This window comes from Streptomyces sp. NPDC056128 (assembly GCF_042263835.1).
Lineage (GTDB): Bacteria > Actinomycetota > Actinomycetes > Streptomycetales > Streptomycetaceae > Streptomyces.
In genome coordinates this window covers 1-26,374 of sequence record NZ_JBHJVQ010000006.1, presented here as the reverse complement: position 1 = coordinate 26,374, position 26,374 = coordinate 1, and the positions used below count along the sequence as shown (strand labels likewise).

The window sequence follows — 26,374 nt, the reverse complement described above, 5'->3', positions numbered from 1 at the left end:
GGGGATGACACGGGGCCGCACCAGCAAGCTATCGAAGTAATCCGCGCCCGGCCAGACCCGGCGCCCCCCGCGGTTCGCCGCACTTGGCCGGCTCTGCCCGTTCGGGCAGCTCCTTCTGCCTCGGCGTCTCCTGACTCCCCGGCACCGCCGCGTTACCTTCCTCCGGTGAGCATCACGTCCCGGCGAGCGGCCAGGTGAACGACGAGCGGCTGACCGTGGCGGAGGCGACCAGCCACACGGACGAGGCACCGCCGGAGCAGGCGGAGCAGCCCCCGAAGCGGAAGCGGAAGCGCCGGGGCCCCGGACTCTTCACCCTGCTGCTGTTGCCGGCTCTGGTGACCGTCATCGGTGTGGCCACCTTCCTCGCGCTGACGGGCGGACTGCCGAACCCCTGGCCCGACGACTCGGACTCGAAACGGTCGTCGGGAGTCGATGTCGACCCCTCCTACATCCCGTGGCTGCGCAAGGCGGCCTCGGCCTGCACCGTCCTCGACCCGTCCGTGCTCGCCGCCCAGATCGACCAGCTCTCCGGCTGGAGCGACGACACGGACGAACTGTCGGGGCAGAAGGGCATCGCCGCCTTCACCGACTCCGAGTGGCGGACCTGGGGCAAGGACGACGACGGCAACGGCAAGGCCTCGCCGCGCGAACCGGCGGACGCCATCATGGCGCTGGGCCGGCGGGACTGCTCCCTGGCCGAGAAGGTGACCGAGCTGCGCACCGAGGGCCGGGTCAACGGCGACCTCGTGGACCTGACGCTGGCCGCGTACGCGACCGGAACGGACGCCGTGACGAAGGCGGGACGCGTCCCGGCGGAGGCGGAGACCTACCTTGCCGAGATCCACAAGCTCCTCCCGCGCTACGAGGCGCTCGACCGGGAGGACCCCGCCGGTGCGGGCGGGGCGGCCGGCGCCCTGCTGACCGCCCCGGTCAGCCCGCTCACCATCACCTCGCCCTACGGATCGCGCGAGCACCCGCTGACCGGCGTGACCAAGCTGCACACCGGCGTGGACTTCGCGGCGCCCCAGGGTGCGCAGGTCGTCGCCGCGCGCCGGGGGCGCGTGGTGTTCGCGGCGCCGACCAGCGCGTACGGCAACCGTGTCGTGGTCGACCACGGGACCATCCAGGGCAAGCGGCTGGAGACGACGTACAGCCACCTGTCCGCGCTGGAGACCGCGGTCGGGCAGTCGGTGGAGGCCGGGACTCCGATCGGGCGGGTCGGTTCCACCGGCCTGTCCACCGGCCCGCACCTCCACTTCGAGGTCGTCCTCGACGGCTACTACACGGACCCGCAGCCCTGGCTCGTCAGCGGCGGCTAGCGGCCGCTTGACAGGGAACTCCTTACAAGAGGGCAGGTCTGCCCGGTCCTCCCGGCGCGGTGTCACTCCCGCCGCGCGCGTTTGATCCGCCGGATACTGTCCAGGGACACAACATGACCCAGTCGAAGCACGAGACAGAACGAAAGTACGAGCCCGCCACCCGGGGCGCCGGCGGGCTGCCCGACCTCACGGGTGTCGGTCCGGTCGCCTCGGTCACCGAGGCCGCATCCGAAAAGCTGGACGCGGTGTACCACGACACCGAGGATCTGCGTCTCGTCGCGACCTCGGCCACGCTGCGCCGCCGGACGGGCGGTGCGGACGCCGGCTGGCATCTGAAGCTGCCGCTCACCGGGGACACCCGGGAGGAGGTGCGGGCTCCGCTGTCCGACGAGGTCCCCCAGGCGCTGCGCGAACTGGCCCTGTCCCGCACCCGGGGCGCTCACCTGCGCCCGGTCGTCCGGATCCGCTCCACGCGGGCCGTGCGGCACCTGCGCGACGAGGAGGGCAGGGTGCTCGCCGAGCTGAGCCTCGACGAGGTGCGCGCCGACTCACTGCTGCCGGGCGGCGGCCGTGCCCAGTGGAGCGAGCTGGAGGTCGAACTCGCCGACGGGACCGACGCCGGTCTGCTGGACCGCGTGGAGAAGAAGCTCCGCAAGAAGGGCGTCGTCCGGTCCGACAGTCCCTCCAAGCTCGCCCGCGCGCTGCGGGACACCGGCTCGGGCGCCGGGCGGGAGGTGCCGGGGCCCGCCGAGGTGGTGCCGGCGTCCCCCGGCTCGTACGTGCTCGGGTATCTGCGCGAGCAGGTCGACGCGCTGGTGGCGCTGGATCCCGCGGTCCGCCGCGACCTGCCCGACGCCGTGCACCAGATGCGCGTCACGTGCCGCCGTCTGCGCGGTTGCCTGCGCTCGTACCGGTCGGTGCTGGACCGGCGGACCACCGATCCGGTGCGCGCGGAACTCAAGTGGCTGGCGGGTGAGCTGGGAGTGGCGCGGGACCAGGAGGTACTGCGCGAACGCATCGGCACCGCGCTGGACGAGCTGCCCGACGACCTGGTGCTCGGCCCCGTCGCCGCCCGGCTGCGGGTGTGGGACGTGTCCCGCGGCGGCGACGCCCTGACGCGGACGCGGGAGGCCCTGGACACGCCCCGCTACCTGCTGCTGCTGGACGCGCTGGACACCCTGGTCCGGCAGCCGCCGCTGCGGGCCAAGGCGTCGGGGAAGCCGGCCCGGACGATGGCCGGGGCGGTACTCAAGGAGTACGGCCGCCTCGCCGGGCGCATGGAGCACGCCTTCGGGCTGTCGCCCGGCCCGGAGCGGGAGACGGCGCTGCACGAGGCGCGCAAGGCGGCCAAGAAGGTCCGCTACGCGGCCGAGGTCGCGCGTCCCGCGCTCGGCAAGCCCGTCGCGCGGCTCGGCAAGCGGGCCAAGAAGGTGCAGAAGGTGCTCGGCGAGCACCAGGACGCGGTCGTCGCCCAGGACGCCCTGCGGGCGCTCGGGGTGGCGGCCCACGGGGCGGGCGAGTCCGCGTTCACGTGGGGGCTGCTGCACGGCATGGAGCGGGCTCGCGCGGAGGCGCGCCGCCGCGAGTTGCCCGAGGTGTGGCGGGCGGCCTCGGACCCGGCGCTGCGCGCTCCGCTGGAGCACTGACCGCCGGCGGCCCTTCGGAGGCACCCGCCACCGAGGGGCCGGGCGGCCCGCTTCAGTCCGTCGCGTCCGGATGGGTCCCGGGGCCGTCGCCGTGCTCGGCCAGGGGTGTCGGCGAGAGGTCGACCGGCTCCTCGTCGGCCTCCAGCAGGGTGTCGGCGGGGCCCACGATCAGCGGGTCGGGCCGGCCCACGGCCCGGTGGTCCTTGGCGGGGTAGTCGCAGCGGTCCAGCAGGCTGCGCATCGCCTCCAGCCGGCCGCGGCGCTTGTCGTTGTTCTTGACCACCGTCCAGGGCGCGTGCTCGGTGTCGGTGGCCCGGAACATGTCGACCTTCGCCGCGGTGTAGTCGTCCCAGCGGTCCAGCGAGGCGAGGTCCGTCGGCGACAGCTTCCAGCGGCGTACCGGGTCGACCCTGCGGATCGCGAAACGGGTCCGCTGCTCGGCCTGGGAGACGGAGAACCAGAACTTCACCAGCAGGATGCCGTCATCGGTGAGCATGCGCTCGAACAGCGGCGCCTGCTGGAGGAATCCGCGGTACTCGTCCTCCGTGCAGAATCCCATCACGCGTTCGACGCCCGCCCGGTTGTACCAGGAGCGGTCGAAGAAGACGATCTCGCCGCGGGCGGGGAGATGGGCCACGTAGCGCTGGAAGTACCACTGCCCGGCCTCCTTCTCGGTCGGTTTGTCCAGGGCGACCACGCGTGCGCCGCGAGGGTTCAGACGTTCGGTGAAGCGCTGGATGGTGCCGCCCTTGCCGGCCGCGTCGCGGCCTTCGCACAGCACCACGATCCGCTGTCCGGACTCCTTGACCCAGCGCTGTATCTTGAGCAGCTCGATCTGCAGGACCCGCTTCTCCCGCTCGTAGTCGGTCCTGCGCACCTTGCGGTCGTAGGGGTGGTTCTCCCGCCAGGTGTCGATGGGGGTCCGGTCGGCGTTGAGGAGGACCGGCTTCTCCGGTCTGCGCTCGTCGATCCGCAGGCCGTCGAGGAGATCGCCCTCGGTGGAACTCCCGGCCGCGTCGTCGGCCGGGGCCTCGGACTCGCGCCGCGCCGGGTCCTCGCGCTCGGGGTTCACTGGATTTCCCGTCCTCTCATTGGCGTCGGCGCCGGACGCTCGGTCCCGGCTCACGCGGCACGCTCCCGCCGGGGCAGCGCGCGCACGGGTGCGGCCGGTGTGCGGGCGGCCCGCACGCGGTACGTCGTCCGCGCCGGGTCGGCGACGGGATCGCCGAGGGTGATCCGCCCGGCGGCGTGCAGCGCGTCGCACTCGGCGGTGGGCAGCGCGACGTAGCAGCCGCCTCTGCCGGTGGCGGAGTCCAGCGGGCGCCAGTAGCTGTACCGGCGCCGCCCTCCCTCGCGCACGGTGACGAACACGGGGGTGCGCGCGTCGGTGACGATCCGCAGGACCTCGGCCTCCCCCGCGCCGGGAGGAGTGTGGCGCGGGGTCGCACGGGAGGCGGCGGTCCGCGGCCGTACGGCGGTGAGCGGCATCGGCATTGGCCCTTCCAGGTCAGTGACTCGAGACCGCCTACCCGGTCCGGCCGGTGTTGATCTCGCTTACCCGCATTCTCGGGCACCACACTGACAATGACGTGGTCCGCGCGCCGGAACGCGCAGGTCAGTCGAGGGCGGAGGCGCTCACATGGCCGCCCGCGCGGCTCAGGGGGTGCGGATTGACCCGGGCGAAGCCCTCCTGGCGCTCGTAGGGGAAGTACGGATAGGGAGCGGCCTTGGCGCTCGCGGCGTCGAGCCGGGCCACCTGTTCCTCGGTCAGGGACCATCCCACGGCGCCGAGGTTCTGCCTGAGCTGCTCCTCGTTGCGGGCGCCGATGAGGACCGAGGAGACGGTCGGGCGCCGCAGCAGCCAGTTGATGGCGATCTGCGGGACGGTCCGGCCCGTCTCCTCCGCGATGGCGTCGAGGCAGTCCGTGACGCGGAACAGGAGGTCGTCCGCGACGGGCGGTCCGTAGTCGGCGGTCGCGTGCAGCCGGCTGCCGGGGGGAACGGGCCGGCCGCGGCCGATCCGGCCGGTGAGCCGCCCCCACCCGAGGGGGCTCCAGACGACCGCTCCGACCCCCTGGTCGACGGCCAGCGGCATCAGCTCCCACTCGTAGTCCCGTCCGACGAGGGAGTAGTAGACCTGGTGCGCCGCGTAGCGCTGGTACCCGTGGGCGTCCGCGTCGGCCAGCGACTTCATCAGCTGCCACCCGCTGAAGTTCGAGACGCCGGTGTAGCGGAGCTTCCCGGCGCGTACGAGGTCGTCGAGGGTGACCAGCACCTCGTGCACCGGGGTGCCCGCGTCGTAGGCGTGCAGTTGGAAGAGGTCGATGTAGTCCGTGCCGAGCCTGCGCAGGGCCTGGTCGACGGCCTTGATCAGACGTGCCCGCGACGTCCCGGCGTCCGCGGGGCCGTCCCCCGTCGGCAGACCGGCCTTGGTGGAGATCAGCACCTGGTCGCGGCGTCCCTTGACGGCGGCGCCGAGCACTTCCTCCGAGGCGCCCGCGGAGTAGACGTCGGCGGTGTCGAACATGGTGACCCCCGCTTCCAGGCAGATGTCGACCAGCCGGCGCGCCTCGGCCGCGTCCGTGTCGCCCCAGGCGCCGAACAGCTCGCCGCGCCCGCCGAAGGTGCCCGCGCCGAAGCTCAGTGCCGGGACCATGAGCCCGGACGCGCCCAGTCTCCTGTATTCCACAACCGCATCCCCTCGTCCGGCCGTCGCGCACGACGGCAGCTTTTAACGGGACTGTCGTGCCGTTAATATGCCGCATACGCTAGCACCAGTCACCGCATTAATGGAACAGGAGTCCCGTTATGACGTCCGAGAGCGCAGGCCACGGCACCGTTCGACCCGGCGGCCGCACCGCCCGGGTGCGGTCCGCCGTACTCCGGGCGGCCGGCGACGCGCTGGCGGAGCACGGACTGGCCGGCCTCGACCTCGCCGACGTGGCGCGCCGCGCGGAGGTCGGCAGGACGACGGTCTACCGCCGCTGGGGAACCCCGGCCAACCTGGTCGCCGACCTGCTCGTGGACATGGCCGAGCAGTCGCTGCCCCGCACCGAGTCCGGCTCACTCCTCGGCGACCTGCGGGCGAACGCCCGGCTGGTGCGGCGCACGCTCGCCGATCCCCGCCAAGGCGCCCTGTTCAAGGCGGTCCTGGCCGCCGCGACCTGCGACCCGCAGACGGCGGCCGCCCTGCACCGGTTCTACGAGGTCCGCGTCTCGGAGTGGGAGCCCTGCGCCCGGCAGGCCGTGGAGCGCGGCGAACTGCCGGCGGCCACCGACACCCGCGAGGTGATCCGGGCCGTCTCCGCCCCCCTCTACTACCGCCTGCTGACCACCGACGACCCGCTCGACGAGGCGGCGGCCGACCGCGCCGCGGAGGCCGCCGCGGCGGCGGCACGGGCCGGGGTCTTCGCCCCGCCGACGACCTGACGGGAGACCCGAACAGGGCCGTCCGGACGGAAGAGTTGCCCGAACTCTTGCCCGGACTCTTGCCCGATCGAGACCTCACTACTTAAATCACACCTTGAACTAAGCCGCCGCGTACTGCGGTTGGCGCTGGGCCACTCCTTGTCCGCACCCGCAGAAAGCCCACAGATGAGACTCAGATCCTTGGGTGTCGCGCTCGTCGCCACGGCGGCGCTCGTCACCCTTCCCGCACCCGTCACGGCCACCGCGGCCGACCCTCCCCTCTCCCAGGGCCGGACGGCCACGTCGTCGTCGGCCGAGAACGCCGGAACGCCTTCCGGCAACGCCGTCGACGGGGACACGAACACCCGTTGGTCGTCGGCCGCGAGCGACGACCAGTGGCTCCAGGTCGACCTGGGCGCCACCGCCTCCGTCACCCGGGTCGTCCTCGACTGGGAGGCGGCCTACGGCAAGGACTACAAGATCCAGCTCTCCCCGGACGGGAGCACCTGGACCGACGCGAAGACGGTGACCGGCGGCGACGGCGGCACCGACACCCTGGACGTCTCGGGCCAGGGCCGGTACGTCCGCATGCAGGGCGTCCACCGGGCCACCGACTGGGGTTACTCCCTGTGGGAGTTCCAGGTCTTCGGCACCACCGGCGGCACCGCCCCCGGCTCCTGCGACAGCGCCGACGCCGCGCGCGGCAGGCCCGCTTCGGCCTCCTCCGTCGAGAACGCCGGGACGCCCGCCGCCGCGGCCTTCGACGGCGACGCCGGCACCCGCTGGTCCAGCCAGGCCTCCGACCCTCAGTGGCTGCGGGTCGACCTGGGCGCGGTGCGCGACCTGTGCAAGGTGGACCTGCACTGGGAGGCCGCCCACGCCAAGGAGTTCCGGATCGAGGCATCCTCGGACGGGCAGAACTGGCACACGCTGAAGAGCGTCACCGGCGCCACCGGGGGCAAGGCCTCCTACGACGTCAGCGGCTCGGGCCGGTACGTCCGCGTGTACGGCACCGCGCGTGCCACGGGCTACGGCTACTCGCTCTGGGAGGTCGCCGTGCACACCGGCACGACCGGCACTCCCCCGGTCGAGGGCGGCGGCGACCTGGGCCCGAACGTCATCGTCGTCGACCCCTCGACCCCGAACCTCCAGCAGCGCTTCGACCAGGTCTTCGAGCAGCAGGAGTCGGACCAGTTCGGCAGCGGGCGCTACCAGTTCCTGCTGAAGCCGGGCACCTACAACGGCGTCAACGCCCAACTCGGCTTCTACACCTCCGTCTCCGGTCTGGGCCTCAACCCGGACGACACGCAGATCAACGGCGACATCACCGTGGACGCCGGCTGGTTCAACGGCAACGCCACGCAGAACTTCTGGCGTTCGGCCGAGAACCTCGCCATCCGGCCGGTCAACGGCACCAACCGCTGGGCGGTGGCCCAGGCGGCCCCGTTCCGCCGCATCCACGTCCAGGGCGGCCTCAACCTCGCCCCCAACGGCTACGGCTGGGCCTCGGGCGGCTACATCGCCGACTCGAAGATCGACGGCACGGTCGGACCGTACTCGCAGCAGCAGTGGTACACCCGCGACAGCTCGGTGGGCGGCTGGACCAACGGAGTCTGGAACATGACGTTCACGGGTGTCGAGGGCGCGCCCGCGAGCAACTTCGAGACCGGCCCGTACACCACGCTCGACACCACACCGGTCTCCCGTGAGAAGCCGTTCCTCTACCTGGACGGCGGCGAGTACAAGGTGCGGGTGCCCGCCAAGCGCACCAACGCCCGCGGTGTCTCCTGGCCCGCCAACGCCGGCGGCACCTCGCTGCCGCTCAGCCAGTTCTACGTGGTCAAGCCGGGCGCGACGGCCACGACCATCAACGCCGCGCTCGACCAGGGCCTCAACCTGCTCTTCACGCCCGGCGTGTACCACATCGACAAGACCATCGAGGTCGACCGCGCCAACACCGTCGTGCTCGGCCTCGGTCTGGCCACGATCATCCCGGACGGCGGCGTGGACGCCATGCACGTGGCCGACGTCGACGGTGTGCGGCTCGCGGGCTTCCTGATCGACGCGGGTCCGCAGAACTCCGACACGCTGCTGCGGATCGGGGCGCCCGGTGCGAACGCCGATCACGCGGCCAACCCCACCAGCATGCAGGACGTGTTCATCCGCATCGGCGGCGCGGGGCCCGGCCGGGCCACCGACTCCGTCGTGATCAACAGCGACGACGTCCTGATCGACCACACCTGGATCTGGCGCGCCGACCACGGTGAAGGTGTCGGCTGGGAGACCAACCGCGCCGACTACGGGCTGCGGGTCAACGGCGACGACGTCCTCGCGACCGGCCTGTTCGTCGAGCACTTCAACAAGTACGACGTGTACTGGAGCGGCGAGCGCGGCCGGACCATCTTCTTCCAGAACGAGAAGGCGTACGACGCCCCGAACGAGGCCGCCATCACCCACGACGGCATCGTCGGCTACGCGGCCTACAAGGTCGCCGACTCGGTGAACGAGCACGAGGCGGTGGCCCTGGGCAGCTACTGCAACTACACGTCCGATCCGGGCATCGTCCAGCACCACGGGTTCCAGGTGCCGGTCAAGCCGAGCGTCAGGATGCGCCACCTCCAGGTGATCTCGCTCGGTGGCATGGGCCAGTACCGCCACGTCATCAACGACACTGGTGCGCCCACGTCGGGGACGAGCACCGTGCCGTCCAAGGTCACCCAGTTCCCGTGACCGGAGGGTAGGACGCGGTGAACCCGCGCGTCCGGGGGTGGGCCCCGGCGCGCGGGTTCAGTTCACCGGCGGGTCAGGCGAGTTGCACGAGCAGGTCACCGCCCTCGACCTGCTGGATGCGGTTGATGGCGAGACGGCTCACCGTCCCGGCCTTCTGGGCGGTGATGGTGGCCTCCATCTTCATCGCCTCGATGGTGGCCACGGTGGCGCCGGCCGCCACCTCGTCGCCCTCGGCGACGGCGAGCGTCACCACACCGGCGAAGGGCGCCGCGACATGGCCCGGGTCGGTCCGGTCCGCCTTCTCCGTGACCGGGACGTCGGAGGCCGCCGAGCGGTCGCGGACCTGGATGGGCCGGATCTGCCCGTTGAGCGAGGACATCACGGTGCGCATGCCGCGTTCGTCGGCGTCGCCGACCGCCTGGAGTTCGATGAGCAGCCGGACGCCGGGGTCCAGGTCGACCGTGTACTCCTTGCCCGGGCGCAGCCCGTAGAAGAAGTCCTTGCTGTCCAGGACGCTGGTGTCGCCGAACGACGCGCGGTGGGTGTCGAACTCGCGGGCCGGCCCGGGGAACAGCAGCCGGTTGAGGGTCGCCCGGCGCTCCTTGGCCAGCCCCGTGCGGTCGTCGGCGCTCAGCTCGGGCACCGGCTTGGCCTCGGCCCGCCCCCGCAGCGCCTTGCTGCGGAACGGCTCGGGCCAGCCGCCGGGCGGGGTGCCCAGCTCGCCGCGCAGGAAGCCGATGACCGAGTCGGGGATGTCGAAGCGGTCCGGCTCCGCCTCGAAGTCGGCCGGGGAGACACCGGCGCCCACCAGGTGCAGGGCCAGGTCACCGACCACCTTGGACGAGGGCGTGACCTTCACCAGGCGGCCCAGCATCCGGTCGGCGGCCTCGTACATCGCCTCGATGTCCTCGAAGCGGTCGCCGAGACCGAGCGCGATGGCCTGGGTGCGCAGGTTGGAGAGCTGTCCGCCGGGGATCTCGTGGTCGTAGACGCGGCCGGTCGGCGAGGCCAGGCCCGCCTCGAAGGGGGCGTAGACCTTGCGGACGCTCTCCCAGTACGGCTCCAGGTCGCCGACGGCCCTGAGGTCGAGGCCGGTGGGCCGGTCGGTGTGGTCGGTGGCGGCCACGATCGCCGACAGGGACGGCTGCGAGGTGGTGCCGGCCATGGACGCCACCGCTCCGTCCACGGCGTCCGCACCGGCCTGGACGGCGGCCAGGTAGGTGGCGAGCTGGCCGCCGGTGGTGTCGTGGGTGTGCAGGTGCACCGGCAGGTCGAACTCGCGGCGCAGCGCCGACACCAGGGTCGCCCCGGCCGGGGCGCGCAGCAGGCCGGCCATGTCCTTGATCGCCAGGACGTGGGCGCCGGCGTCCACGATCTGCTCGGCGAGGCGCAGGTAGTAGTCGAGGGTGTAGAGCCGCTCGGACGGGTCGGACAGGTCGGCGGTGTAGCAGAGGGCCACTTCCGCGATGGACGTCCCCGTCTGCCGTACCGCCTCGATGGCGGGCCGCATCTGCTCGACGTCGTTGAGGGCGTCGAAGATGCGGAAGATGTCGATGCCGGTGGCGGCGGCCTCCTGCACGAAGGCGTCGGTCACCTCGGTCGGGTACGGGGTGTAGCCCACCGTGTTGCGGCCGCGCAGCAGCATCTGGAGGCAGATGTTGGGCACCGCCTCGCGCAGGGCGGCCAGCCGCTCCCACGGGTCCTCGGCGAGGAAGCGCAGCGCCACGTCGTAGGTGGCGCCGCCCCAGCACTCCAGGGACAGCAGCTCGGGGAGGGTGTGGGCGACCACCGGGGCGACGGCGAGCATGTCCTTGGTGCGCACCCGGGTGGCGAGCAGCGACTGGTGCGCGTCCCGGAAGGTGGTGTCGGTGACGCCGATGGTGGTCGACTCGCGCAGCCGGCGGGCGAAGCCCTCGGGGCCCAGCTCGGCAAGCAGTTGCCGGGATCCGGCCGGGGGCTCCCCCGCGGGCACCGCCCGCAGCTTGGTCATCGGGTCGATCAGCTCGGGGCGCTCGCCATGCGGCTTGTTCACGGTGACGTCGGCGAGGTAGGTCAGCAGCTTCGTGCCGCGGTCGGCGGAGTGCCGGGCGGTGAGCAGGTGCGGGCGCTGCTCGATGAACGAGGTGGTGACCTGGCCCGCCTGGAAGTCCGGGTCGTCCAGGACCGCCTGGAGGAACGGGATGTTGGTGGCGACGCCGCGGATGCGGAACTCGGCCACGGCGCGCCGGGCGCGGTTCACGGCGGTGGTGAAGTCCCGGCCGCGGCAGGAGAGCTTGACCAGCATCGAGTCGAAGTGGGCGCTGATCTCGGTACCGGCGTGGGTGGTGCCGCCGTCGAGGCGGATGCCCGAGCCGCCGGGCGACCGGTAGGCGCTGATCTGCCCGGTGTCGGGGCGGAAGCCGTTGGCCGGGTCCTCGGTGGTGATGCGGCACTGGAGGGCGGCGCCGCGCAGGGTGATGTTCTCCTGCGCGAGACCGAGGTCGGCCAGCGTCTCACCGGCGGCGATGCGCAGCTGGGACTGGACGAGGTCGACGTCGGTGACCTCCTCGGTCACCGTGTGCTCGACCTGGATGCGGGGGTTCATCTCGATGAAGACGTGGTTGCCGTCGCGGTCGACGAGGAACTCCACGGTGCCGGCGTTGCGGTAGCCGATCTGCCGGGCGAAGTTCACCGCGTCGGCGCAGATCCGCTCGCGCAGGGCGGGGTCGAGGTTGGGCGCGGGCGCCAGCTCGATCACCTTCTGGTGGCGGCGCTGCACCGAGCAGTCCCGCTCGAAGAGGTGGATGACGTCGCCCTGACCGTCGGCGAGGATCTGCACCTCGATGTGGCGGGGCTCCACGACCGCCTTCTCCAGGAAGACCGTGGAGTCGCCGAAGGCGGAGGCGGCCTCCCGGGAGGCCGCCTCGATGGCCTCCCGCAGCTGCTCGGGGTCCTCGACCCGGCGCATGCCGCGCCCGCCACCGCCGGCGACCGCCTTGACGAACACCGGGAAGCCGATGTCGTCGGCGGCACGGACGAGTTCGTCCACGTCGGTGGAGGGCGCGGAGGAGCCGAGCACCGGTACGCCGGCCTCGCGGGCGGCGGCCACGGCGCGGGCCTTGTTGCCGGTCAGTTCCAGGATCCTGGTGTCGGGTCCGACGAAGGTGATGCCGGCCTCTTCGCAGGCACGGGCCAGCTCGGGGTTCTCCGACAGGAAGCCGTAGCCCGGGTACACGGCGTCGGCTCCCGCGCGGAGCGCCGCGCGGACGATCTCCTGCACGGAGAGATACGCGCGCACCGGATGCCCGGGCTCCCCGATCTCGTAGGCCTCGTCGGCCTTCAGCCGGTGCAGCGAGTTGCGGTCCTCGTGCGGGAAGACGGCGACGGTGCGCGCGCCGAGCTCGTAGCCCGCCCGAAACGCGCGGATCGCGATCTCACCGCGGTTGGCGACCAGCACCTTGCGGAACATTCTTGATCCCTTCAGCCTGCCGGGTGACGAGACCATCGTGTCGGCGCCACCTCCGGTACGCCATGTGAGCCGGGCCACTCAAGGCCCGTGATTCCTGCGGGCCGGTTCACACGTCGGAGTCGATCCCGGTGACGACCGACGGTCCGAGCGGTGTGCTGTCGCGGTCCAGACCGGCGGCGCGCAGGGCGGAGTCCGCGACCTCCTGGGCCCGCCCCTCCGCGTGGGCGCGGGTGTCGGCCTCGACGGTGAGGCGCATGGTGAAGGTGCCGTCGTCGTTGACGGAGAGGGCGTCGAGGTCCTCCTCGTCCCCCAGGTGGGTGCGGTGCGGATCCGCCGGGCGCAGCGCCCGGGCCAGCTGGTCCTTCGTGACGTCCGGTACGGCGCCGGTGAACGTACCCGGAACCGAGATGACGTACGTGGTCATGACACTCCTCCTTCGGGTGTCTCTTCTCCCTACCCCGCGACCGGCTCCTCACCTCAGCGGACTTTGGCGGCTCTTTTAAGGCTTTCTGAAGATGACCTTCGAACGGCCGTTTCCCGCCGTTCGGGTCCTAGGCTCTCGGACACCCCCCACAGTCCCGGTGGGCGCGGTCGCGTCCACCGGGTACGGGCGGGGTTCCGACAGCCGACAGACAAGCCGAGGTGTCCTGCGTATGGGTTCCCGCCGAGCCGCTCGCCCGTCCCGCTCCCACGCCCGCCCCCGCGGCGGGCTCAGGACCCGCGGTACCGCGCTGGTGCTCGGCGCGGTCACCCTGACGGCGGGCGTCGGGATCACGCTGGCGGTCGCCGACGGCGACGACGGCGGGGCCTCGGACCAGGTGAGCGCGAACGCCGCCGGGCAGACGCCGGACGCCGAGGACGCGGCGGGCGGCGCGTCGCCCCTGACGTCCCCGTCGGCGAGCCCGAGCACCACGGCGAGCGGTTCACCGAGCGCGAGCGCGGAGCCGAAGAAGAAGCCGAAGAAGACGGCGAGCCCGTCCACCAGCGCCGCGAAGGCGGCCGCTCCCGCGTCCCGCACGCCCGAGAAGGCGACGGCGAAGAGCAGCGGCGACCGGTCGGCCGGGGGTGGCGACACAGGGTCGGACAGCGGGTCGGGTTCGGGGTCGGGCTCCGGCGGGTCGGGCGGGCCCGAGGCCCAGGTCCTCGCACTGGTGAACGAGGAGCGGGCCGCCGCCGGCTGCTCGCCCGTCACCGCCAACGACAAGCTGACCCGGGCCGCGGACGACTACAGCGACGTCATGGCGAGCAGCGGTGTGATGTCCCACACGGGCCCGGACGGCTCCACCATGACGACCCGCGTCGAGGCCGCCGGTTACCAGTGGTCCACGCTCGGTGAGAACATAGCCCGCGGTCAGGCGGACGCCGCGGCGGTGATGGACTCGTGGATGAACAGCGAGGGCCACCGCGCGAACATACTCAACTGCTCCTTCAAGGAGCTGGGCGTCGGCGTCCACGTCGGCGACGGCGGCCCCTGGTGGACCCAGAACTTCGGCGCGAGCCGCTGACCCGCGTCACCGCTGAGCGCCCTCGCGGGCGCCGGCCAGCACGAACGACACCCGCACCCGCGCGCCGCCCATCGGCGCGCGGGTGATCGTCAGTTCACCGTCCGCCGCGCGGGCCGCCCGGGCCACGATGTCGAGGCCGAGCCCGGTGGAGCCGCCGACGCTGACACCCCGGGTGAGCGCCGCCTCGGGATCCGCCACGCCGGGCCCGGCGTCGTCGACGGTGAGGAAGACGTACCGCTCCTGCCGCTCCACGAGGACCGTGAAGGCGGTGCCCTGCGGGGTGTGCCGGAAGACGTTGCCGATCAGCGCGTCGACGACGGCCGCGAGGTCGTCCTCGGGGAACGCGACTGGTGCCGGGCGCGGAGTCAGGGAGCGCTGGTACGCCCGGCCCTGCTGGCCCGCGAGGACGGACCAGAACTCCAGGCGCATCGCGACCACCTCGGCGACGTCGCACGGTTTCCCCGTGCCCGCCGCCACCCCGCCGAGCTGCGCCGCGGCCAGGGGCGTACGCGCCGCCGCGATGATCGCGTCCAGCTCGCTCTCCAGCTGCCCGGCCGCTTCCGTGACCCGCCGGGCGCTCGGGGTCGCGCCCATCCGGTCGGCCTCCAGGTAGAGGGCGGTCAGCGGGGTGCGCAGCCGGTGGGAGAGGTCGGCGACCAGCTCGCGTTCGACCGCGAGCAGGTCCACGACCCGGTCGGCCATGCTGTTGAACGCCACTCCGGCCTCCTGCAGTTCGGGCGGCCCGTCCGGTTCCACCCGTACGTCGAGGTCGCCGGAGCCGAGGGCGAGCGAGGCGCGCTTGAGGCCGCGCGAGGAGCGGACGACGCGGGCGCCGAGCCGGTCGGCGACCAGCACCGAGCCACCGACCAGGCCGAGGGCGAGCAGGGCCATGACGCCCCACGAGGCGGCGACGCCCCGGGTGAGGTCGGCGGCGGGGACGTAGGCCTCGACGACCGCGACCCGGTCGCCCCGCAGGACGACGGGCTGGAGGTAGACCCAGCCGTCGTCGGTGTCGACGGCGAGCGTCTCGCGCCCCCGTACGGCCCGGTCGAGGGCGCTCTCGGGGGCGTGCGGGGTGCCGACGAAGCCGCCGTCGGGGAGCCGGACCACGAGCTGGTCGGACGAGCCCAGCTCGGCGACGGCCTGCTGCACGTCGGCGCGCCGGGTGGTGAGGGCGAGCACCGGCGACAGGGCGGAGGCGCGCTGCTCGGCGGCGGTGGTGACCCGGTCGCGGGCCTGTTCGCGCACGAGCAGGGCGAGCGGGATGAGGAACGACAGCGCCACCATCGAGGTGACGGCCAGGGCGATCCCGGCGAGGGCACGTCTCATGGCGAGCTGACCAGTTTGATTCCGATGCCGCGCACGGTGTGGAGATAGCGGGGCTTTCGCGCCTTCTCCCCCAGTTTGCGGCGGAGTGCGGAGAGGTGGACGTCCACCGTCTGGTCCTCCACGTACGGCTGCTGCCACACCTCGGCGAGTATCCGCTGCCGGGATATGACCTGGTCGGCGTTGGCGGCGAGGTAGGCGAGCAGGTCGAACTCGCGGCGGGTGAGGGGCAGTTCGCGGCCGGCGAGGTGCGCGGTGCGGGCGGTGGCGTCGATGCGCAGGTCGGCGACCTGGAGGACGGGCTGTCGCGCCGCCCGGACGTCGGCGGGCACCGAGCGGCGCAGCACGGCGGCGAGCCGGGCGGCGAGCTGGCCGCCGGAGAAGGGCTTGACCATGTAGTCGTCGGCGCCCGCGTTGAGCAGCCGGATGACCTCGGTGTCGTCGTCGCGGGCGGTGGCGACCAGCACCGGGACGCGGGAGATGCCCCGGATCATCCGCAGCACGTCGAGCCCGTCGAGGTCGGGCAGCCCGAGGTCGAGCACGACGATGTCCGGCGGGCTCTGGGTGATCTCGCGCAACGCCTCGAAACCCTGGTGCGCGGTCTTCACGGCGTAGCCGTGCCCGGTCAGGACCTCGATCAGCGCGGCCCGGATCACGGGGTCGTCCTCGACGACAAGTACGGAGGCCATGGGCAGGCACGTTAGCCGGTCCGTCACTATGGTGTCGTGTCCCGCCTTCTGCGCTACCTGATCATCTGGCTGTCGTGCACGGCGGCCAGTGTCACGGCTGTCATCATCACGATCCACTTCGTGGTGGGCTCGACCCGGCCGACGGCACCGGTCGCGCAGTCGGCGCCGAACGAGCTCCCGGCCTCCCCCGCGCCCAGGCCGTCCAAGACCGCGAAGCCCTCCCCCAGCGCCTCGCCCACCAGCCGGAAGCCCAGCCCGACGCCGTCCCGTACGAGCGCGAAGCCGCCGAGTCCGACCCCGACACCCACGCCGACCGCCCCCACCACCTCCCCGCGACCGCCGGGCGGCGGAGGCGACCCGGGGTGCGAGGAGGGCGGCGCGGGCGTGTACACCGTGCCTTCGGAGGGCGGCAAGGCGACGGTTCGGTTCGGCGGTTCCGGGGTGTGTCTGATCTCGGCGGTGCCGAACCAGGGCTTCACGGTGAGCACCGAGCAGAGCGAGCCGGAGAACCTGACGGTGACGTTCTCGGCGAGCCGCCACCGCTCGGAGATCACCGCGACGACGCGGCCGCAGAGCCAGGCCAACGTCCGTGAGGTGTCGTGGTGACGTCGGTCACGCCCTGGCGCAGTCGGACCCGTTCAGGCGGAACACGGCCGGGACGGTGTTGGCGGCGCCCTTCTTGGCCGTGAAGCCGAGGGTGACCGTGCCGCCGGCCGGGATGGTGGCGGTGTAGGAGGCGGGGGCGACGCTCACCGCGCCGGCGTTCTGGGTGGCGGTGCCTCCCCACATGGTGGTGATGGTCTGGCCGTCCGCGAAGGCGAAGGCCAGCGTCCAAGGGGTGATGGCGGCGGTGCCGGTGTTGCGGACGGCGATCTCGCCCTGGAAGCCGCCCGGCCACTCGCCTCCGACGGAGCAGGCCGCGCCCGGAGTGCCGCCCTCGTCGGTGGTGACGCCGACGGTGGCCGAGCGGGCGGAGCGGTTGCCCGCCGCGTCCCGGGCGTAGACGGCGAACGTGTAGGCCGTGCCCGCGGTGAGGCCGGTCACCGTGGCGGTGGTGCTCGTGGACGCGGCGACCCCGGTCTCGGCGCCGTCGGCGACGCGGACGACGTCGTAGCCGGTCACGCCGGTGTCGTCGGTGGCCGCGGACCAGCCGAGCGTGACCGACGTGTCCGTGACCGCGGTGGCGGCGGGCGCGCCGGGTGCCGTCGGGGCCTCGGTGTCGCCCGGGGTGCCGCCGCCGTAGACGGTGGCCTCCTCGGCGGTCCGGGCGATGCCGTTGACGCCGTGGAAGATGCGCTCGCCCCAGGAGCTGAGCCGGCTGGGGTCGAAGTCGAGGGCGAGGTCGAGGACCGGGTCGGTGTTGCCGCTCCAGGACCAGGCCAGGTAGCCGAGGCCGAGCTGCTCGGCGGTGGCCATCATGGTGTCCTCGTCCGGGTCGCCCCACTGGTCGGCGGGGCCGCCGAACTCGCCGATGAGGATGGGCAGTCCGGCGTCGACGAAGGCGTTCAGGTAGTCGGTGATCTCCTGGGCCGTGTCGTAGACGCTGTACATGTGGATCGAGAAGATCAGGTTGCCGGTGGGGTCGGCGTCGTACACGGAGCGCGCGTTGGCCCGCATGACGCCCTGCCAGTCCTGGCCCCAGTTGGGCGCGTCCACCATGATCGTGTGCTGGAAGCCCGCGTCGCGCAGCTTCTCGACCGCCGCGACGGTCGGCTGGGTCCAGCCGGCGGGGTCGGTGTTGCCCCAGGGCTCGTTGCCGATGTTGACGACGACGTAGTCCTCCTGACCGGCGAGCACGTCCTTGAGGCCGATCCAGTAGTCGGCCGCGTGGTCGAGGGTCCCGGCCGCGGCGTCCTCGCCGTAGCCGGTGGTGTCGTGCACCTCCAGCACGCAGATCAGCCGGTTGGCCTTGCACTGTCCGATGACGGCGGCGACGTCCTCGGGGCTGTTCTCGCTCCAGCGGTGCCCGTCGGACAGGACGACGCGGACGGTGTTGGCGCCCAGCGCCTTCACGTCCGCGAGGGACTGCGTCTCGCCGGGGTACCAGGTGTGGGCGTGGTTGACCCCGCGCATGACGAAGTCGTTGCCGTTGCCCTCCAGTAACCGGCCGTCGCTGATGTGCAGACCGGTCGCCTGCGCACCGACCGCGGACCGGGCCACTGCCATGGAGGGGCAGAAGGCGCCGAAGAGGACCAGCCCGATCAGGGCGGCCAGCCCTGTCATGAGCCGGGCCAGGGGGCTCTTCGGCGTGTCTCGTCTTGCTGTGCGCACGGCGACTCCAGGAGTAGTGCGGACACGGGAAGGTGTTTGCTGTGGGAGCGCTCCCACAGCACACACCATCCACTCACTGTGCCGCGTACACGTCAAGACGTCGCACAGAAAACGCTTGCCCCACCGTCCGGTTCGGGTGGCATCCGGACGGTGGGGCGGGTCGGGGCTGCGGCCGCGTCCGTGGGGTCAGCCCTCTTCGCGCAGGCCCCAGGGGGACCCGTACTCGGTGAGGAGGTCGAGGAAGGGGCGCGGCGGGAACGCCTCGGGACCGAGGACCCCGGTGCCCTGCCAGGCGCCGGTGGCGAGGAGTTCGAGGGCGACGACCGGGTTGACGGCGGTCTGCCAGACGACGGCCTGGGAACCGTACTCGCGCATCGACCACTCGTTGTCGACGACGTGGTAGAGGTACACCTCGCGCGCCGCGCCGTCCCGGGTGCCCTTGACCCAGGTGCCGGCGCAGGTCTTGCCGGTCATCCGGTCGCCCAGGGTGGCCGGGTCGGGCAGGCAGGCGGCGACCACGTCGCGCGGGGACACGCCGGCCGGCCCGTCCGCGCCGGGCACGGTCACCTCGGCGGTGGAGTCCAGGCCGAGTTCGTGGAGGGTCCTCAGCTTGGCGATGAAGTCCTCACCGAGGCCGTACTTGAACGTCACGCGCCGGGTGTCCACCCAGCGCGGGATGAGCAGGACCTCCTCGTGCTCGACGTTCACGCACTCCACGGGGCCGATGCCCTCGGGGAAGTCGAAGGTCTCGGGCTCGCTGAACGGCGCGGTGGTGAACCAACCGCGGTCCTTCTCGAAGACGACCGGCGGGTTGAGGCACTCCTCGATGGTGGTCCAGATGTTGAAGGACGGCGCGAAGTCGTAGCCCTCGACGGTCAGGTTCGCGCCGTCGCGGACCCCGATCTCCTCGATGTCGTCGAAGAGTTCGTCGGCGGCGTACCGGGCGAAGACGTCGGACAGGCCGGGCTCCACGCCCATGCCGACCAGGGCGACCCGGCCGGACTCGTCCCAGCGGCCGGTCAGGGCGAACTGGTCGTCGCCGAGCTTCACACCGCACTCCTCGTGCGGGCGGGAGGGGTGCGGGACGGACAGCGACATCGCCATGTCCAGGTAGTGGGTCCCGGCCGCCAGCGCCGCCTCGAACAGGGGCATCACGAAGCGCGGGTCCGTCGCGTTGAGCAGGACGTCGCAGCGCTGCTCGGCGAGCATCCGGCGTACGGCCCCGCCGTCCGAGGCGTCCAGCCGCCGGGCGCTGAAACGGTCACCGTCCTCGCCGAGCGCGGCGACCGCGGCCTCGGCACGGGCGAGGTCGTAGTCGGCCACGACCATGTGGGTCAGGAACCGCCTGCGGGCCGCGATCCTGGTGACGGCGGTACCGACACCGCCCGCGCCGACGAGAAGTACACGCATGTCGGACACCTTTCTGGCTCGTCACGGAAGACGGGCGCCTCCCGGGTACCCCCGATGGAACGGGAGCCCGAACGGTAAGGTCAACCGTGTTGGCATAAGGCCGATGCGGTGGCGGTGACGAGGAGGAGTGCGATGCCGAAGCCGGTGGTACGGGACGAGGCGCGGCGCAGGCGGCGGCCGACCCGGCAGGGCACGGTGCTGTCCGAGACGCTGATCGTGGACACCGCGCTGCGGCTGCTGCGCGAGCACGGCGGCAGCGGGCTGACCGCCCGGCGCCTGGGTCTCGCGCTGGGCGCGGATCCGAGCACCCTCTACCGGTACTTCGCGGGGATGGACGACCTCACGCGGGCCATCGGCGACGAGCTGATGGGCCGGGCCCTGGAGAGCTGGACGGCGACCGGTCGGTGGCGTGCCGACCTGCGGGCCCTGGGCCTCGCCATCCACTCGGCCTACCTGGCCCACCCGCAGGCCGCCGTGCTCACCGCGAGCCGGGTCACCGGGCGCCCCCGGGAGATCGCGGTGGACGAGACCATCCTCGGCATCCTGCGCGGCGCCGGTCTGCCGGACGAGGACGCCGCCCGGATCTACCACACCTTCATCGACCAGAGCCTGGCCTTCGCGGCGCTCGACGCCGGTGCGCTCGCGCTGACGGAGGAGAGCCGGACGGCGGACGAGGACATGTGGGCCACCACGTACGCACGCCTGCCGGCGACGTCGCACCCCCACATCGCCGCCACGGCCCCACTCCTGGCCCGTCGGATGCCGCACAGCGCCTACCCGGTCGCGCTGGAGATGCTGCTGGACCACATGGCGGCGCGCCTGGGGTCGTGAGGGACGCGCCCTCACTGCGGGAGGACGGCTCGGCCCCGCTCAGTCCACCGTCACCACCACGGAGTGCCAGCCGCTCGCGCCGTCCGGCACGGTCTTGGTGCGCTTCTCGGTCTGGACCTCGCCGGTGCGGTCGGTGGCTCGGACGGTCAGGGTGTGGCCGCCCTTCGTGGCCTTCCAGGCGTAGGACCACTGGCGCCAGGTGTCGCGGGAGTCCTCGGCCGCGAGGGTGGCCTCCTGCCAGGGGCCGTCGTCGACGCGGATCTCGACCTTGTCGATGCCGCGGTGCTGGGCCCAGGCGACGCCCGCGACCATCACCGTGCCCGCCTCGGGCCGGCCGAAGGGCTTCGGCGTGTCGATCCGGGACTGGGTCTTGATCGGGGCCTCGCGGGCCCAGTCGCGCTTGACCCAGTACGAGTCGTAGTCGTCGAACGTCGTCAGCTCGATGTCCTTGATCCACTTGCAGGCCGAGACATAGCCGTAGAGGCCGGGCACGAGCATGCGGACCGGGAACCCGTGGTCGAAGGGCAGGGGTTGGCCGTTCATTCCGACGACGAGCATCGCGTCGCGGCCGTCCATGATGTCGTCGACCGGGCTGCCGATGGTCATGCCGTCCGTGGAGCGGGCGACGAGCTGATCGGCGGGGCCGCCCGCCGACGGCGGCCTTACGCCGCACTCCTCCAGGAGGTCGGCCAGCCGGACGCCGATCCAGCGGGCGTTGCCCACGTACGGGCCGCCGACCTCGTTGGACACACAGGTGAGGGTGATGTCGCGTTCGATCAGCTCGCGCCGCAGCAGGTCGTCGAAGGTCAGGGTCTTCTCCCGGGTGACTCCCTTGCCGTGGATGCGCAGCTTCCAGGTCGTCGCGTCCACCTTGGGGACCACCAGGGCGGTGTCGACCCGGTAGAAGTCGCTGTTGGGGGTGAAGAAGGAGCTGACCCCGTCCACCCGTACCTGGGCGCGGCGGGGCACCGCGGGGGCGCCCGAGGCGGGCCGCGGGAGGGTGATGTTGTCGCGGGACGCGACGGCTTCGCGGCCGCCCGCGCCGGTCAGGGCCCGGCCCAGTACACCGGCCCCGGCCGAGGCGGCGGCAGCGGCGGTCGCCGCGATCACGAAGCGCCGCCGGTCCCAGTCCTCGCCCTGTCCCTCCGGGACGTCCCGGCCCGGTGCGGGCAGGCGGCCGACGAGGAAGTACAGGAGCAGCGCGCCGGCGACCGCGCCCAGCACGGAGGGCAAGGCGTCCGTGACGCCCGCGGAGTCGGGCCGGCCGAGGGCCGCGGCGGCGCCGACGACGCCGAAGACCAGGACTCCCGCGGCGCCGGTCCGCCGGTGGCGGAGGGCCAGCACGCCGAGGGCCAGGGCGAACAGCGTCAGGACGGCGAGGATGCCGAGCTGGAGGACCAGCTTGTCGTTGGTGCCGAAGGAGCGGATCGCCCAGTCCTTGACGGCGGCCGGCGTCCGGTCGATGGCGGCCCCGCCGACCGCGACGACCGGACCGGCCTGCGGTCGCACGGCCACCGCCACCAACTCGGCGACGGCGAGCGCCGCGCCGCCCGCCAGCAGACCGCTCAGCGCCCCCAGTCCGAGGCGCGTCCATGCTGGGGCCGGCTGATTCCGCGGGGTCCTGCCGTCGTCACTCACGTCGGTAATCCGGGGCCGGACGGCGGGCGGATTGGTCCCCGCGCGTGTCCGGCCCGAAGGCGAGGCGCAGGACCGCACGCATGGCGTGCCGTATCGCCGCGCGCGCCTCGTCGGTCCGGTCGATGGTCTCGAAGCCGTGGTGGCCGTTGGGCACGTCGACCACCTCCACGTCCGCGCCGTGGTCCTTCGCCGCCGCCAGGAACTCCTCGACGGTGGCGGCGATCTCGGGCATCTCCCGTCCCACCCGGGTCAGTACGACGGGCAGCGCGCCTGCGTTCGCCACCGCCCGCGCCGGGTGGAAGCGGGTGCCGGACAGCCCCCAGTTGGGCAGCGGGGCGAGGACCGGGTAGGTGGCGGCGAGGCAGCGCAGCCACGCCGGGGGCGCGGCCAGCCAGTCGGCCGTGATCAGACCGCCGCCGGAGAAGAACCACAGCGCGATCCGGTCGGCGTCCACCCTCGGGTCGCCCCGGACCAGTTCGACGGCGGCGGCCACGTCGGCGGCGGCCCGCTCGTAGTCGCCGAGGTCGTGCAGCCGGTGGTCGAGGAGCACGCCCACCGCCCCTTCCCCGGCCGCGTACCGGGCGTACCCGGTCAGTCCCGGCCAGTCGCGCGGGGTCGGGGTCGCGTCGACGGGTACCGGGCCGCCGTGCACGAACACCACGGCGGGGCGCGGCTCCTCGGCGTCGGGCAGGTACAGGTCAACGTTGCCGTGCCGTTCCCGGGGGACTTCGGGGACGTCCAGCAGGAACGGCCGCAGGTGCGCGGGCGGTTCGGCGGCGTCGACGGGCGTCAGCCGGTGTCCCTCGCCGGCCGCCGCCCGCAGCAGTACGTCGCTGAGTTCGGCCGGGCGGGAGAGCATCGGCCAGTGTCCGGTGGGGAGTTCGAAGAACGTCACGCGGGGGTCGGTCAGGGTGCGCAGCGCGGGGTCGCCGAGGCCCACCAGCATCTGGATCAGCTCGATGCTGGTGCCGTTGCCGGTGCAGAGCACTCCGGTGGAGGGCACCGTGTCGACGGCGCCGGTCAGCCGCAGCGGCTGGAGCAGGGTGCCGAGCGGCTGCGGGGCGGCGAGCGCGGTGAGCCGGTCCAGGGCCGCGGCGGGGACGCCCTCGGTGCTGCCCCAGCGCTGCCATGCGTCGTGGGCCGGGGGCGGCAGCAGTCCGTCGTGGCTGTCCTCCCCGCTCACCCGCTCGCGCAGGGACTGGTCGGGCACGGCGGCCAGCGCCGGGACGCCGTCCCGCGGCAGGCCCGAGTCGACGTGGACGATCCGGGCGACGCGGTCCGCGCGCCGGTCGGCGGCGCCGACGGCCGGGTGGATGCCGTAGTCGTGGCCGACCAGGACGACCTTCCGGTCCGGCCCGGTCTCCACCGAGTCGATCACCGCGAGTACGTCCGCGATGTGGGTCTCCAGGTCGACGCCGGTGCCCGGCGCGGCGCGCGGCCCGTCGAGCCCGGTGAGGGCGACGGTGTGCGCCCCCGCGCCGGCGGCGGTCAGGCGCGCGGCGGTGTCCTGCCAGATGTGGGTGCCGGTGAACATGCCCGACACCAGGATGAACGTGGTCATGGTCGCTCCCTCGTCACGGAGTCCGGTACGGCGTCGTCGCGACGCCGCACGTCCGCGGACCGGGCCGATCACCGGTCCGCGTTCGCCGGTACGGTAGGAACTCCCCTTGAGGGAGGTTCAAGTGGTCACGTCGTACGACGGTCTGTGCGGCATCGGCGAACTCGCCGAGCGGGCGGGTGTCACCGTGAAGACCGTCCGCTTCTACTCGGATCGCGATCTGCTGCCGGAGGCCTCCCGCAGCGCGGGCGGGCACCGGCGGTACGGCCCCGAGGCGCTCGACCGGCTGCGGTTGATCCGGTCGCTGCGCGCGCTGGGTCTGTCCGTGCCCGAGGTGCGCCGGGTTCTCGACGAGGAGGACGAGACCGGCGGACGGGGCGGCGAGGGCGGGACGCTGGAGGCCGCGGTCGCCGGGCGGCTGCGCGAACTCGGCTCGGAGCTGCGGGCGATGCGCTGGCGGGAGGCGGCGCTGCGGCTGGTGCAGGAGTGCCCGCCCGGGGAACGGGCCGGCCGGCTGCGGCTGATCGGCGCCGTGTCCCTGCCGCCCAGCACGGCGCCGCTGGTCCGGTTCTGGCGCGGCTGGCTGCCGGCCCGGATGCCGGCCCCGGCGGCCGGTGCGTTCCTGGACGTGGCGGTTCCGCAGCCGCCCGACGACCCGGCCCCGGACCAGCTCCTGGCCTTCGCCCGTCTCAACGCCCTCACGCTCGCCCCGTGCCCGGGCACCGCGCAGCCGCAGCCCGAGGCGCACCGGGTCTCCGGGGCCCGGGGTGCGGCCGTGCTGTACGCGGGGCTGGCGGAGGCGTACGAGCTGGCCGGTGTGCATCTGCGCCGGAACCGGGAGCCGCGGCCCGGCGAGGCGCTGGACGGTTTCGTCGCCGCGTACACGAGCGCGTACGGGGTCCGGGACACGCCGGGCTTCCGGCACCGGCTGGCCGGGCAACTCGCCGCCGACCCGCGGCTCGACACCTACTGGGAACTGGTCTCCGAGGTGCGTACCCCGCCGGGCGGCAGGCCGGAGCCGACCCCCGGGGCCGCGCACGACTGGCTGCTCGCGGCGCTGGCCGCGGAGACGGGGGCGTTCGCGGAGAGCAGCGGGTTCGTGGGTCAGGGCACGTCGCCGCGCCAGTCGAAGCGGCGTGGGTCCTCGGGCCTGGGCGCGTACGCGGAGCGGCCGCCCGCGCCGTAGTGGCCGATCTCGGTGGCCAGGGACACGCCCCGGCCGCGCTCCTGGTCGGTGAGGTCCGTGACGTCCAGCAGCAGGCCGTCCAGGGGACCGCCCACCAGGTGCGCGTAGACGCGTCCGGCGCGTGGTCCGGGGCTGTCGTGGTCGGCGCCGTAGACCCTGCCCCGCATGAACTCCACTTCATCCATGACGAGCAGCCTCGCATCCGCCACTGACAACGGCCGGGTTCCGGGCGCGAGGCGCGGCTACAGGGGTGGGTCGTCGAGCAGTTCCAGGAGGCAGCGGGCGCCCGCCTCGGCGGTGGCGGCGCCGGTGGCGCCGGACGCGGTGGGGAACAGCCTGCCGTAGGCGGCCGCGCGGCCGAGTGCGCTGAGCCGCCAGGCGAGGCTCACCGCCCGTCGCAGGTCCGCCGTGGTCCGGCCGGCGCCGGTCCAGGGCTCCAGGTAGGCGTCGCGCAGGCGGGGCAGTACCCGCGGCCCGTGCTCCTCGCGGGCCCGGCGGGCGGGGACGGCCAGGCTCGCGAAGGGGTGCGAGACGATGGCGTCGCCCCAGTCGAAGAACGTGAACCTGCCGGGCCCGGGGCGGAACACCTGGCCGTCGTGCAGGTCGGCGTGGTCGAGGGAGTCCGGGATGCCGAGGGCCGTGAGCTCCGCGCACCAGTCCGGCAGGCGGGGGCGCAGCTGCCGCAGGCTCTCGCGTTCGTGCGGCGGCAGCGGGGTGTCGTCGATCCGGTCGAAGACGCCGGGCAGCGCGGTGACGGGAACGCCGGGGACGCCCAGCCGCGTGATCCCCGGGGCGTGCGGGGTGAGGGCGTGCTGCACGGCCGCGTACTGGCGCACCAGTTCTTCCCACGCGCCGGGGCCGGTCGTCCCCCGTGCGAGCACGTCCCGGAAGAGCGGTCCTCCGTCGGGGAGCAGCGACCAGCCGCGGCGGGCGTCCACGGCCAGCGGCTCCAGTACCCGCCCGGGCACCCAGCGAGCCAGTGCCTCGGTCAGCGCGCCTTCGAAGGCACTGGCCGGCGGATTGGCCTTGAACCAGACCGGGTCACGGCCCTCGACGGGCACGCGTACCAGGACGGACCACGGGCGCAGCCGCACCCGCCACTCCCCCGCCGGTCGCAGGCCCCGTCCGGCCAGCGCGCCCGCCGTCCAGGCGAGGGCGTCGGTCCGCCAGGACCGTTCCTCCCAGGGGGTCACGGCATCCTGGTACCGCCCCCGGTCCACCACCACCGGCACATCACCGAGCATCACGCCATCCCAGCACCGTGTGGAGCGGGCGGCCACCGCTTTTCGCACCCGTCCGGGCCGGCCGGTGGTGACCGGCCGGCCCCCACGCCCGTGGCTAAGGCCAGGTCGAAGCGGTCCCGGTTCAAGACCAGTCGATTATAAACAACAGACGCAGACCAACAACTA

The 26,374-nt window shown here is 73.2% G+C and carries 22 protein-coding genes; 8 read left to right on the top strand and 14 right to left on the bottom strand.

Features of this window, described 5'->3' with window-relative positions; translation table 11 throughout:
• Nucleotides 1–194 precede the first annotated feature (194 nt).
• Together ACFC1X_RS14865 and ACFC1X_RS14860 are read left to right on the top strand one after the other, a co-directional pair.
• On the top strand, nt 195–1,319 hold the full coding sequence (locus ACFC1X_RS14865; RefSeq protein ID WP_376353125.1) for a M23 family metallopeptidase: 1,125 nt from the start codon (nt 195–197) through the stop codon (nt 1,317–1,319).
• 113 nt (nt 1,320–1,432) lie between these two features.
• Nucleotides 1,433–2,965, top strand: a complete 1,533-nt coding sequence (locus ACFC1X_RS14860) for a CHAD domain-containing protein (protein ID WP_376353123.1) — start codon at nt 1,433–1,435, stop codon at nt 2,963–2,965.
• Between the two features lie 52 nt (nt 2,966–3,017).
• Here the strand turns inward: ACFC1X_RS14860 and ppk2 are convergent, their stop codons facing one another.
• The 3 genes from ppk2 to ACFC1X_RS14845 all read right to left on the bottom strand — a co-directional run bounded on the left by ppk2 (nt 3,018) and on the right by ACFC1X_RS14845 (nt 5,654).
• Nucleotides 3,018–4,091, bottom strand: a complete 1,074-nt coding sequence (ppk2, locus tag ACFC1X_RS14855) for a polyphosphate kinase 2 (protein WP_376353120.1) — start codon at nt 4,089–4,091, stop codon at nt 3,018–3,020.
• Nucleotides 4,088–4,453 carry a hypothetical protein gene (locus tag ACFC1X_RS14850; RefSeq protein WP_376353774.1) on the bottom strand — a complete coding sequence of 122 codons (366 nt, stop codon included), beginning with the start codon at nt 4,451–4,453 and terminating at the stop codon, nt 4,088–4,090. The genes ppk2 and ACFC1X_RS14850 overlap by 4 nt, the downstream gene beginning before the upstream one ends.
• Before the next feature lie 127 nt (nt 4,454–4,580).
• On the bottom strand, nt 4,581–5,654 hold the full coding sequence (locus ACFC1X_RS14845; protein ID WP_376353117.1) for an aldo/keto reductase: 1,074 nt from the start codon (nt 5,652–5,654) through the stop codon (nt 4,581–4,583).
• Between the two features lie 119 nt (nt 5,655–5,773).
• Between ACFC1X_RS14845 and ACFC1X_RS14840 the strand changes: the two genes are divergently transcribed.
• Nucleotides 5,774–6,394 carry a TetR/AcrR family transcriptional regulator C-terminal ligand-binding domain-containing protein gene (locus ACFC1X_RS14840; RefSeq protein WP_376353115.1) on the top strand — a complete coding sequence of 207 codons (621 nt, stop codon included), beginning with the start codon at nt 5,774–5,776 and terminating at the stop codon, nt 6,392–6,394.
• 165 nt (nt 6,395–6,559) lie between these two features.
• On the top strand, nt 6,560–9,103 hold the full coding sequence (locus tag ACFC1X_RS14835; protein ID WP_376353113.1) for a discoidin domain-containing protein: 2,544 nt from the start codon (nt 6,560–6,562) through the stop codon (nt 9,101–9,103).
• 73 nt (nt 9,104–9,176) lie between these two features.
• Here the strand turns inward: ACFC1X_RS14835 and ACFC1X_RS14830 are convergent, their stop codons facing one another.
• Together ACFC1X_RS14830 and ACFC1X_RS14825 are read right to left on the bottom strand one after the other, a co-directional pair.
• The gene (locus ACFC1X_RS14830) at nt 9,177–12,551 is read right to left on the bottom strand and encodes a pyruvate carboxylase (protein WP_376353110.1); all 3,375 of its coding nucleotides are present in this window, start codon (nt 12,549–12,551) and stop codon (nt 9,177–9,179) included.
• A gap of 106 nt (nt 12,552–12,657) precedes the next feature.
• A complete protein-coding gene (locus ACFC1X_RS14825; RefSeq protein WP_376353108.1) occupies nt 12,658–12,975 on the bottom strand; it encodes a hypothetical protein in 318 nt (105 codons plus the stop codon).
• Nucleotides 12,976–13,204: 229 nt separating this feature from the next.
• Here ACFC1X_RS14825 and ACFC1X_RS14820 point away from each other — a divergent pair, with 229 nt between their 5' ends.
• Nucleotides 13,205–14,056 carry a CAP domain-containing protein gene (locus ACFC1X_RS14820; protein ID WP_376353105.1) on the top strand — a complete coding sequence of 284 codons (852 nt, stop codon included), beginning with the start codon at nt 13,205–13,207 and terminating at the stop codon, nt 14,054–14,056.
• Between the two features lie 6 nt (nt 14,057–14,062).
• On the opposite strand, the gene ACFC1X_RS14815 is transcribed toward ACFC1X_RS14820, so the two are convergent.
• Genes ACFC1X_RS14815 through ACFC1X_RS14805 form a run of 3 tightly spaced genes read right to left on the bottom strand, consistent with a single transcriptional unit; the run spans nt 14,063 to nt 16,379 of the window.
• The gene (locus tag ACFC1X_RS14815; RefSeq protein ID WP_376353102.1) at nt 14,063–15,385 is read right to left on the bottom strand and encodes an ATP-binding protein; all 1,323 of its coding nucleotides are present in this window, start codon (nt 15,383–15,385) and stop codon (nt 14,063–14,065) included.
• The gene (locus ACFC1X_RS14810) at nt 15,382–16,071 is read right to left on the bottom strand and encodes a response regulator transcription factor (protein ID WP_376353099.1); all 690 of its coding nucleotides are present in this window, start codon (nt 16,069–16,071) and stop codon (nt 15,382–15,384) included. The genes ACFC1X_RS14815 and ACFC1X_RS14810 overlap by 4 nt, the downstream gene beginning before the upstream one ends.
• 53 nt (nt 16,072–16,124) lie before the next feature.
• Nucleotides 16,125–16,379 (bottom strand): hypothetical protein, encoded by a 255-nt coding sequence (locus ACFC1X_RS14805; RefSeq protein WP_376353097.1) that lies wholly within the window; start codon nt 16,377–16,379, stop codon nt 16,125–16,127.
• Nucleotides 16,380–16,455: 76 nt separating this feature from the next.
• On the opposite strand from ACFC1X_RS14805, the gene ACFC1X_RS14800 reads away from it, so the two are divergent.
• Nucleotides 16,456–16,677 (top strand): hypothetical protein, encoded by a 222-nt coding sequence (locus tag ACFC1X_RS14800; protein WP_376353094.1) that lies wholly within the window; start codon nt 16,456–16,458, stop codon nt 16,675–16,677.
• A 6-nt stretch (nt 16,678–16,683) separates the two neighbouring features.
• Here the strand turns inward: ACFC1X_RS14800 and ACFC1X_RS14795 are convergent, their stop codons facing one another.
• Both ACFC1X_RS14795 and ACFC1X_RS14790 read right to left on the bottom strand, forming a co-directional pair.
• A complete protein-coding gene (locus ACFC1X_RS14795; protein ID WP_376353771.1) occupies nt 16,684–18,294 on the bottom strand; it encodes a cellulase family glycosylhydrolase in 1,611 nt (536 codons plus the stop codon).
• A 234-nt stretch (nt 18,295–18,528) separates the two neighbouring features.
• On the bottom strand, nt 18,529–19,752 hold the full coding sequence (locus tag ACFC1X_RS14790; RefSeq protein ID WP_376353091.1) for a saccharopine dehydrogenase family protein: 1,224 nt from the start codon (nt 19,750–19,752) through the stop codon (nt 18,529–18,531).
• A 132-nt stretch (nt 19,753–19,884) separates the two neighbouring features.
• Between ACFC1X_RS14790 and ACFC1X_RS14785 the strand changes: the two genes are divergently transcribed.
• Nucleotides 19,885–20,583 (top strand): TetR/AcrR family transcriptional regulator, encoded by a 699-nt coding sequence (locus tag ACFC1X_RS14785; RefSeq protein ID WP_234957911.1) that lies wholly within the window; start codon nt 19,885–19,887, stop codon nt 20,581–20,583.
• A gap of 39 nt (nt 20,584–20,622) precedes the next feature.
• Here ACFC1X_RS14785 and ACFC1X_RS14780 read toward each other — a convergent pair whose 3' ends face one another.
• Nucleotides 20,623–22,221, bottom strand: a complete 1,599-nt coding sequence (locus ACFC1X_RS14780) for a molybdopterin-dependent oxidoreductase (RefSeq protein ID WP_376353088.1) — start codon at nt 22,219–22,221, stop codon at nt 20,623–20,625.
• Nucleotides 22,214–23,782 carry an alpha/beta hydrolase gene (locus ACFC1X_RS14775; RefSeq protein ID WP_376353085.1) on the bottom strand — a complete coding sequence of 523 codons (1,569 nt, stop codon included), beginning with the start codon at nt 23,780–23,782 and terminating at the stop codon, nt 22,214–22,216. The genes ACFC1X_RS14780 and ACFC1X_RS14775 overlap by 8 nt, the downstream gene beginning before the upstream one ends.
• A gap of 121 nt (nt 23,783–23,903) precedes the next feature.
• On the opposite strand from ACFC1X_RS14775, the gene ACFC1X_RS14770 reads away from it, so the two are divergent.
• Nucleotides 23,904–24,965 (top strand): MerR family transcriptional regulator, encoded by a 1,062-nt coding sequence (locus tag ACFC1X_RS14770; protein ID WP_376353768.1) that lies wholly within the window; start codon nt 23,904–23,906, stop codon nt 24,963–24,965.
• On the opposite strand, the gene ACFC1X_RS14765 is transcribed toward ACFC1X_RS14770, so the two are convergent.
• Nucleotides 24,884–25,150, bottom strand: a complete 267-nt coding sequence (locus tag ACFC1X_RS14765; RefSeq protein ID WP_376353082.1) for a hypothetical protein — start codon at nt 25,148–25,150, stop codon at nt 24,884–24,886. The two genes, ACFC1X_RS14770 and ACFC1X_RS14765, sit on opposite strands and share 82 nt — an antisense overlap.
• A gap of 57 nt (nt 25,151–25,207) precedes the next feature.
• On the bottom strand, nt 25,208–26,209 hold the full coding sequence (locus ACFC1X_RS14760) for an aminoglycoside phosphotransferase family protein (protein ID WP_376353765.1): 1,002 nt from the start codon (nt 26,207–26,209) through the stop codon (nt 25,208–25,210).
• Between the last annotated feature and the right edge of the window lie 165 nt (nt 26,210–26,374).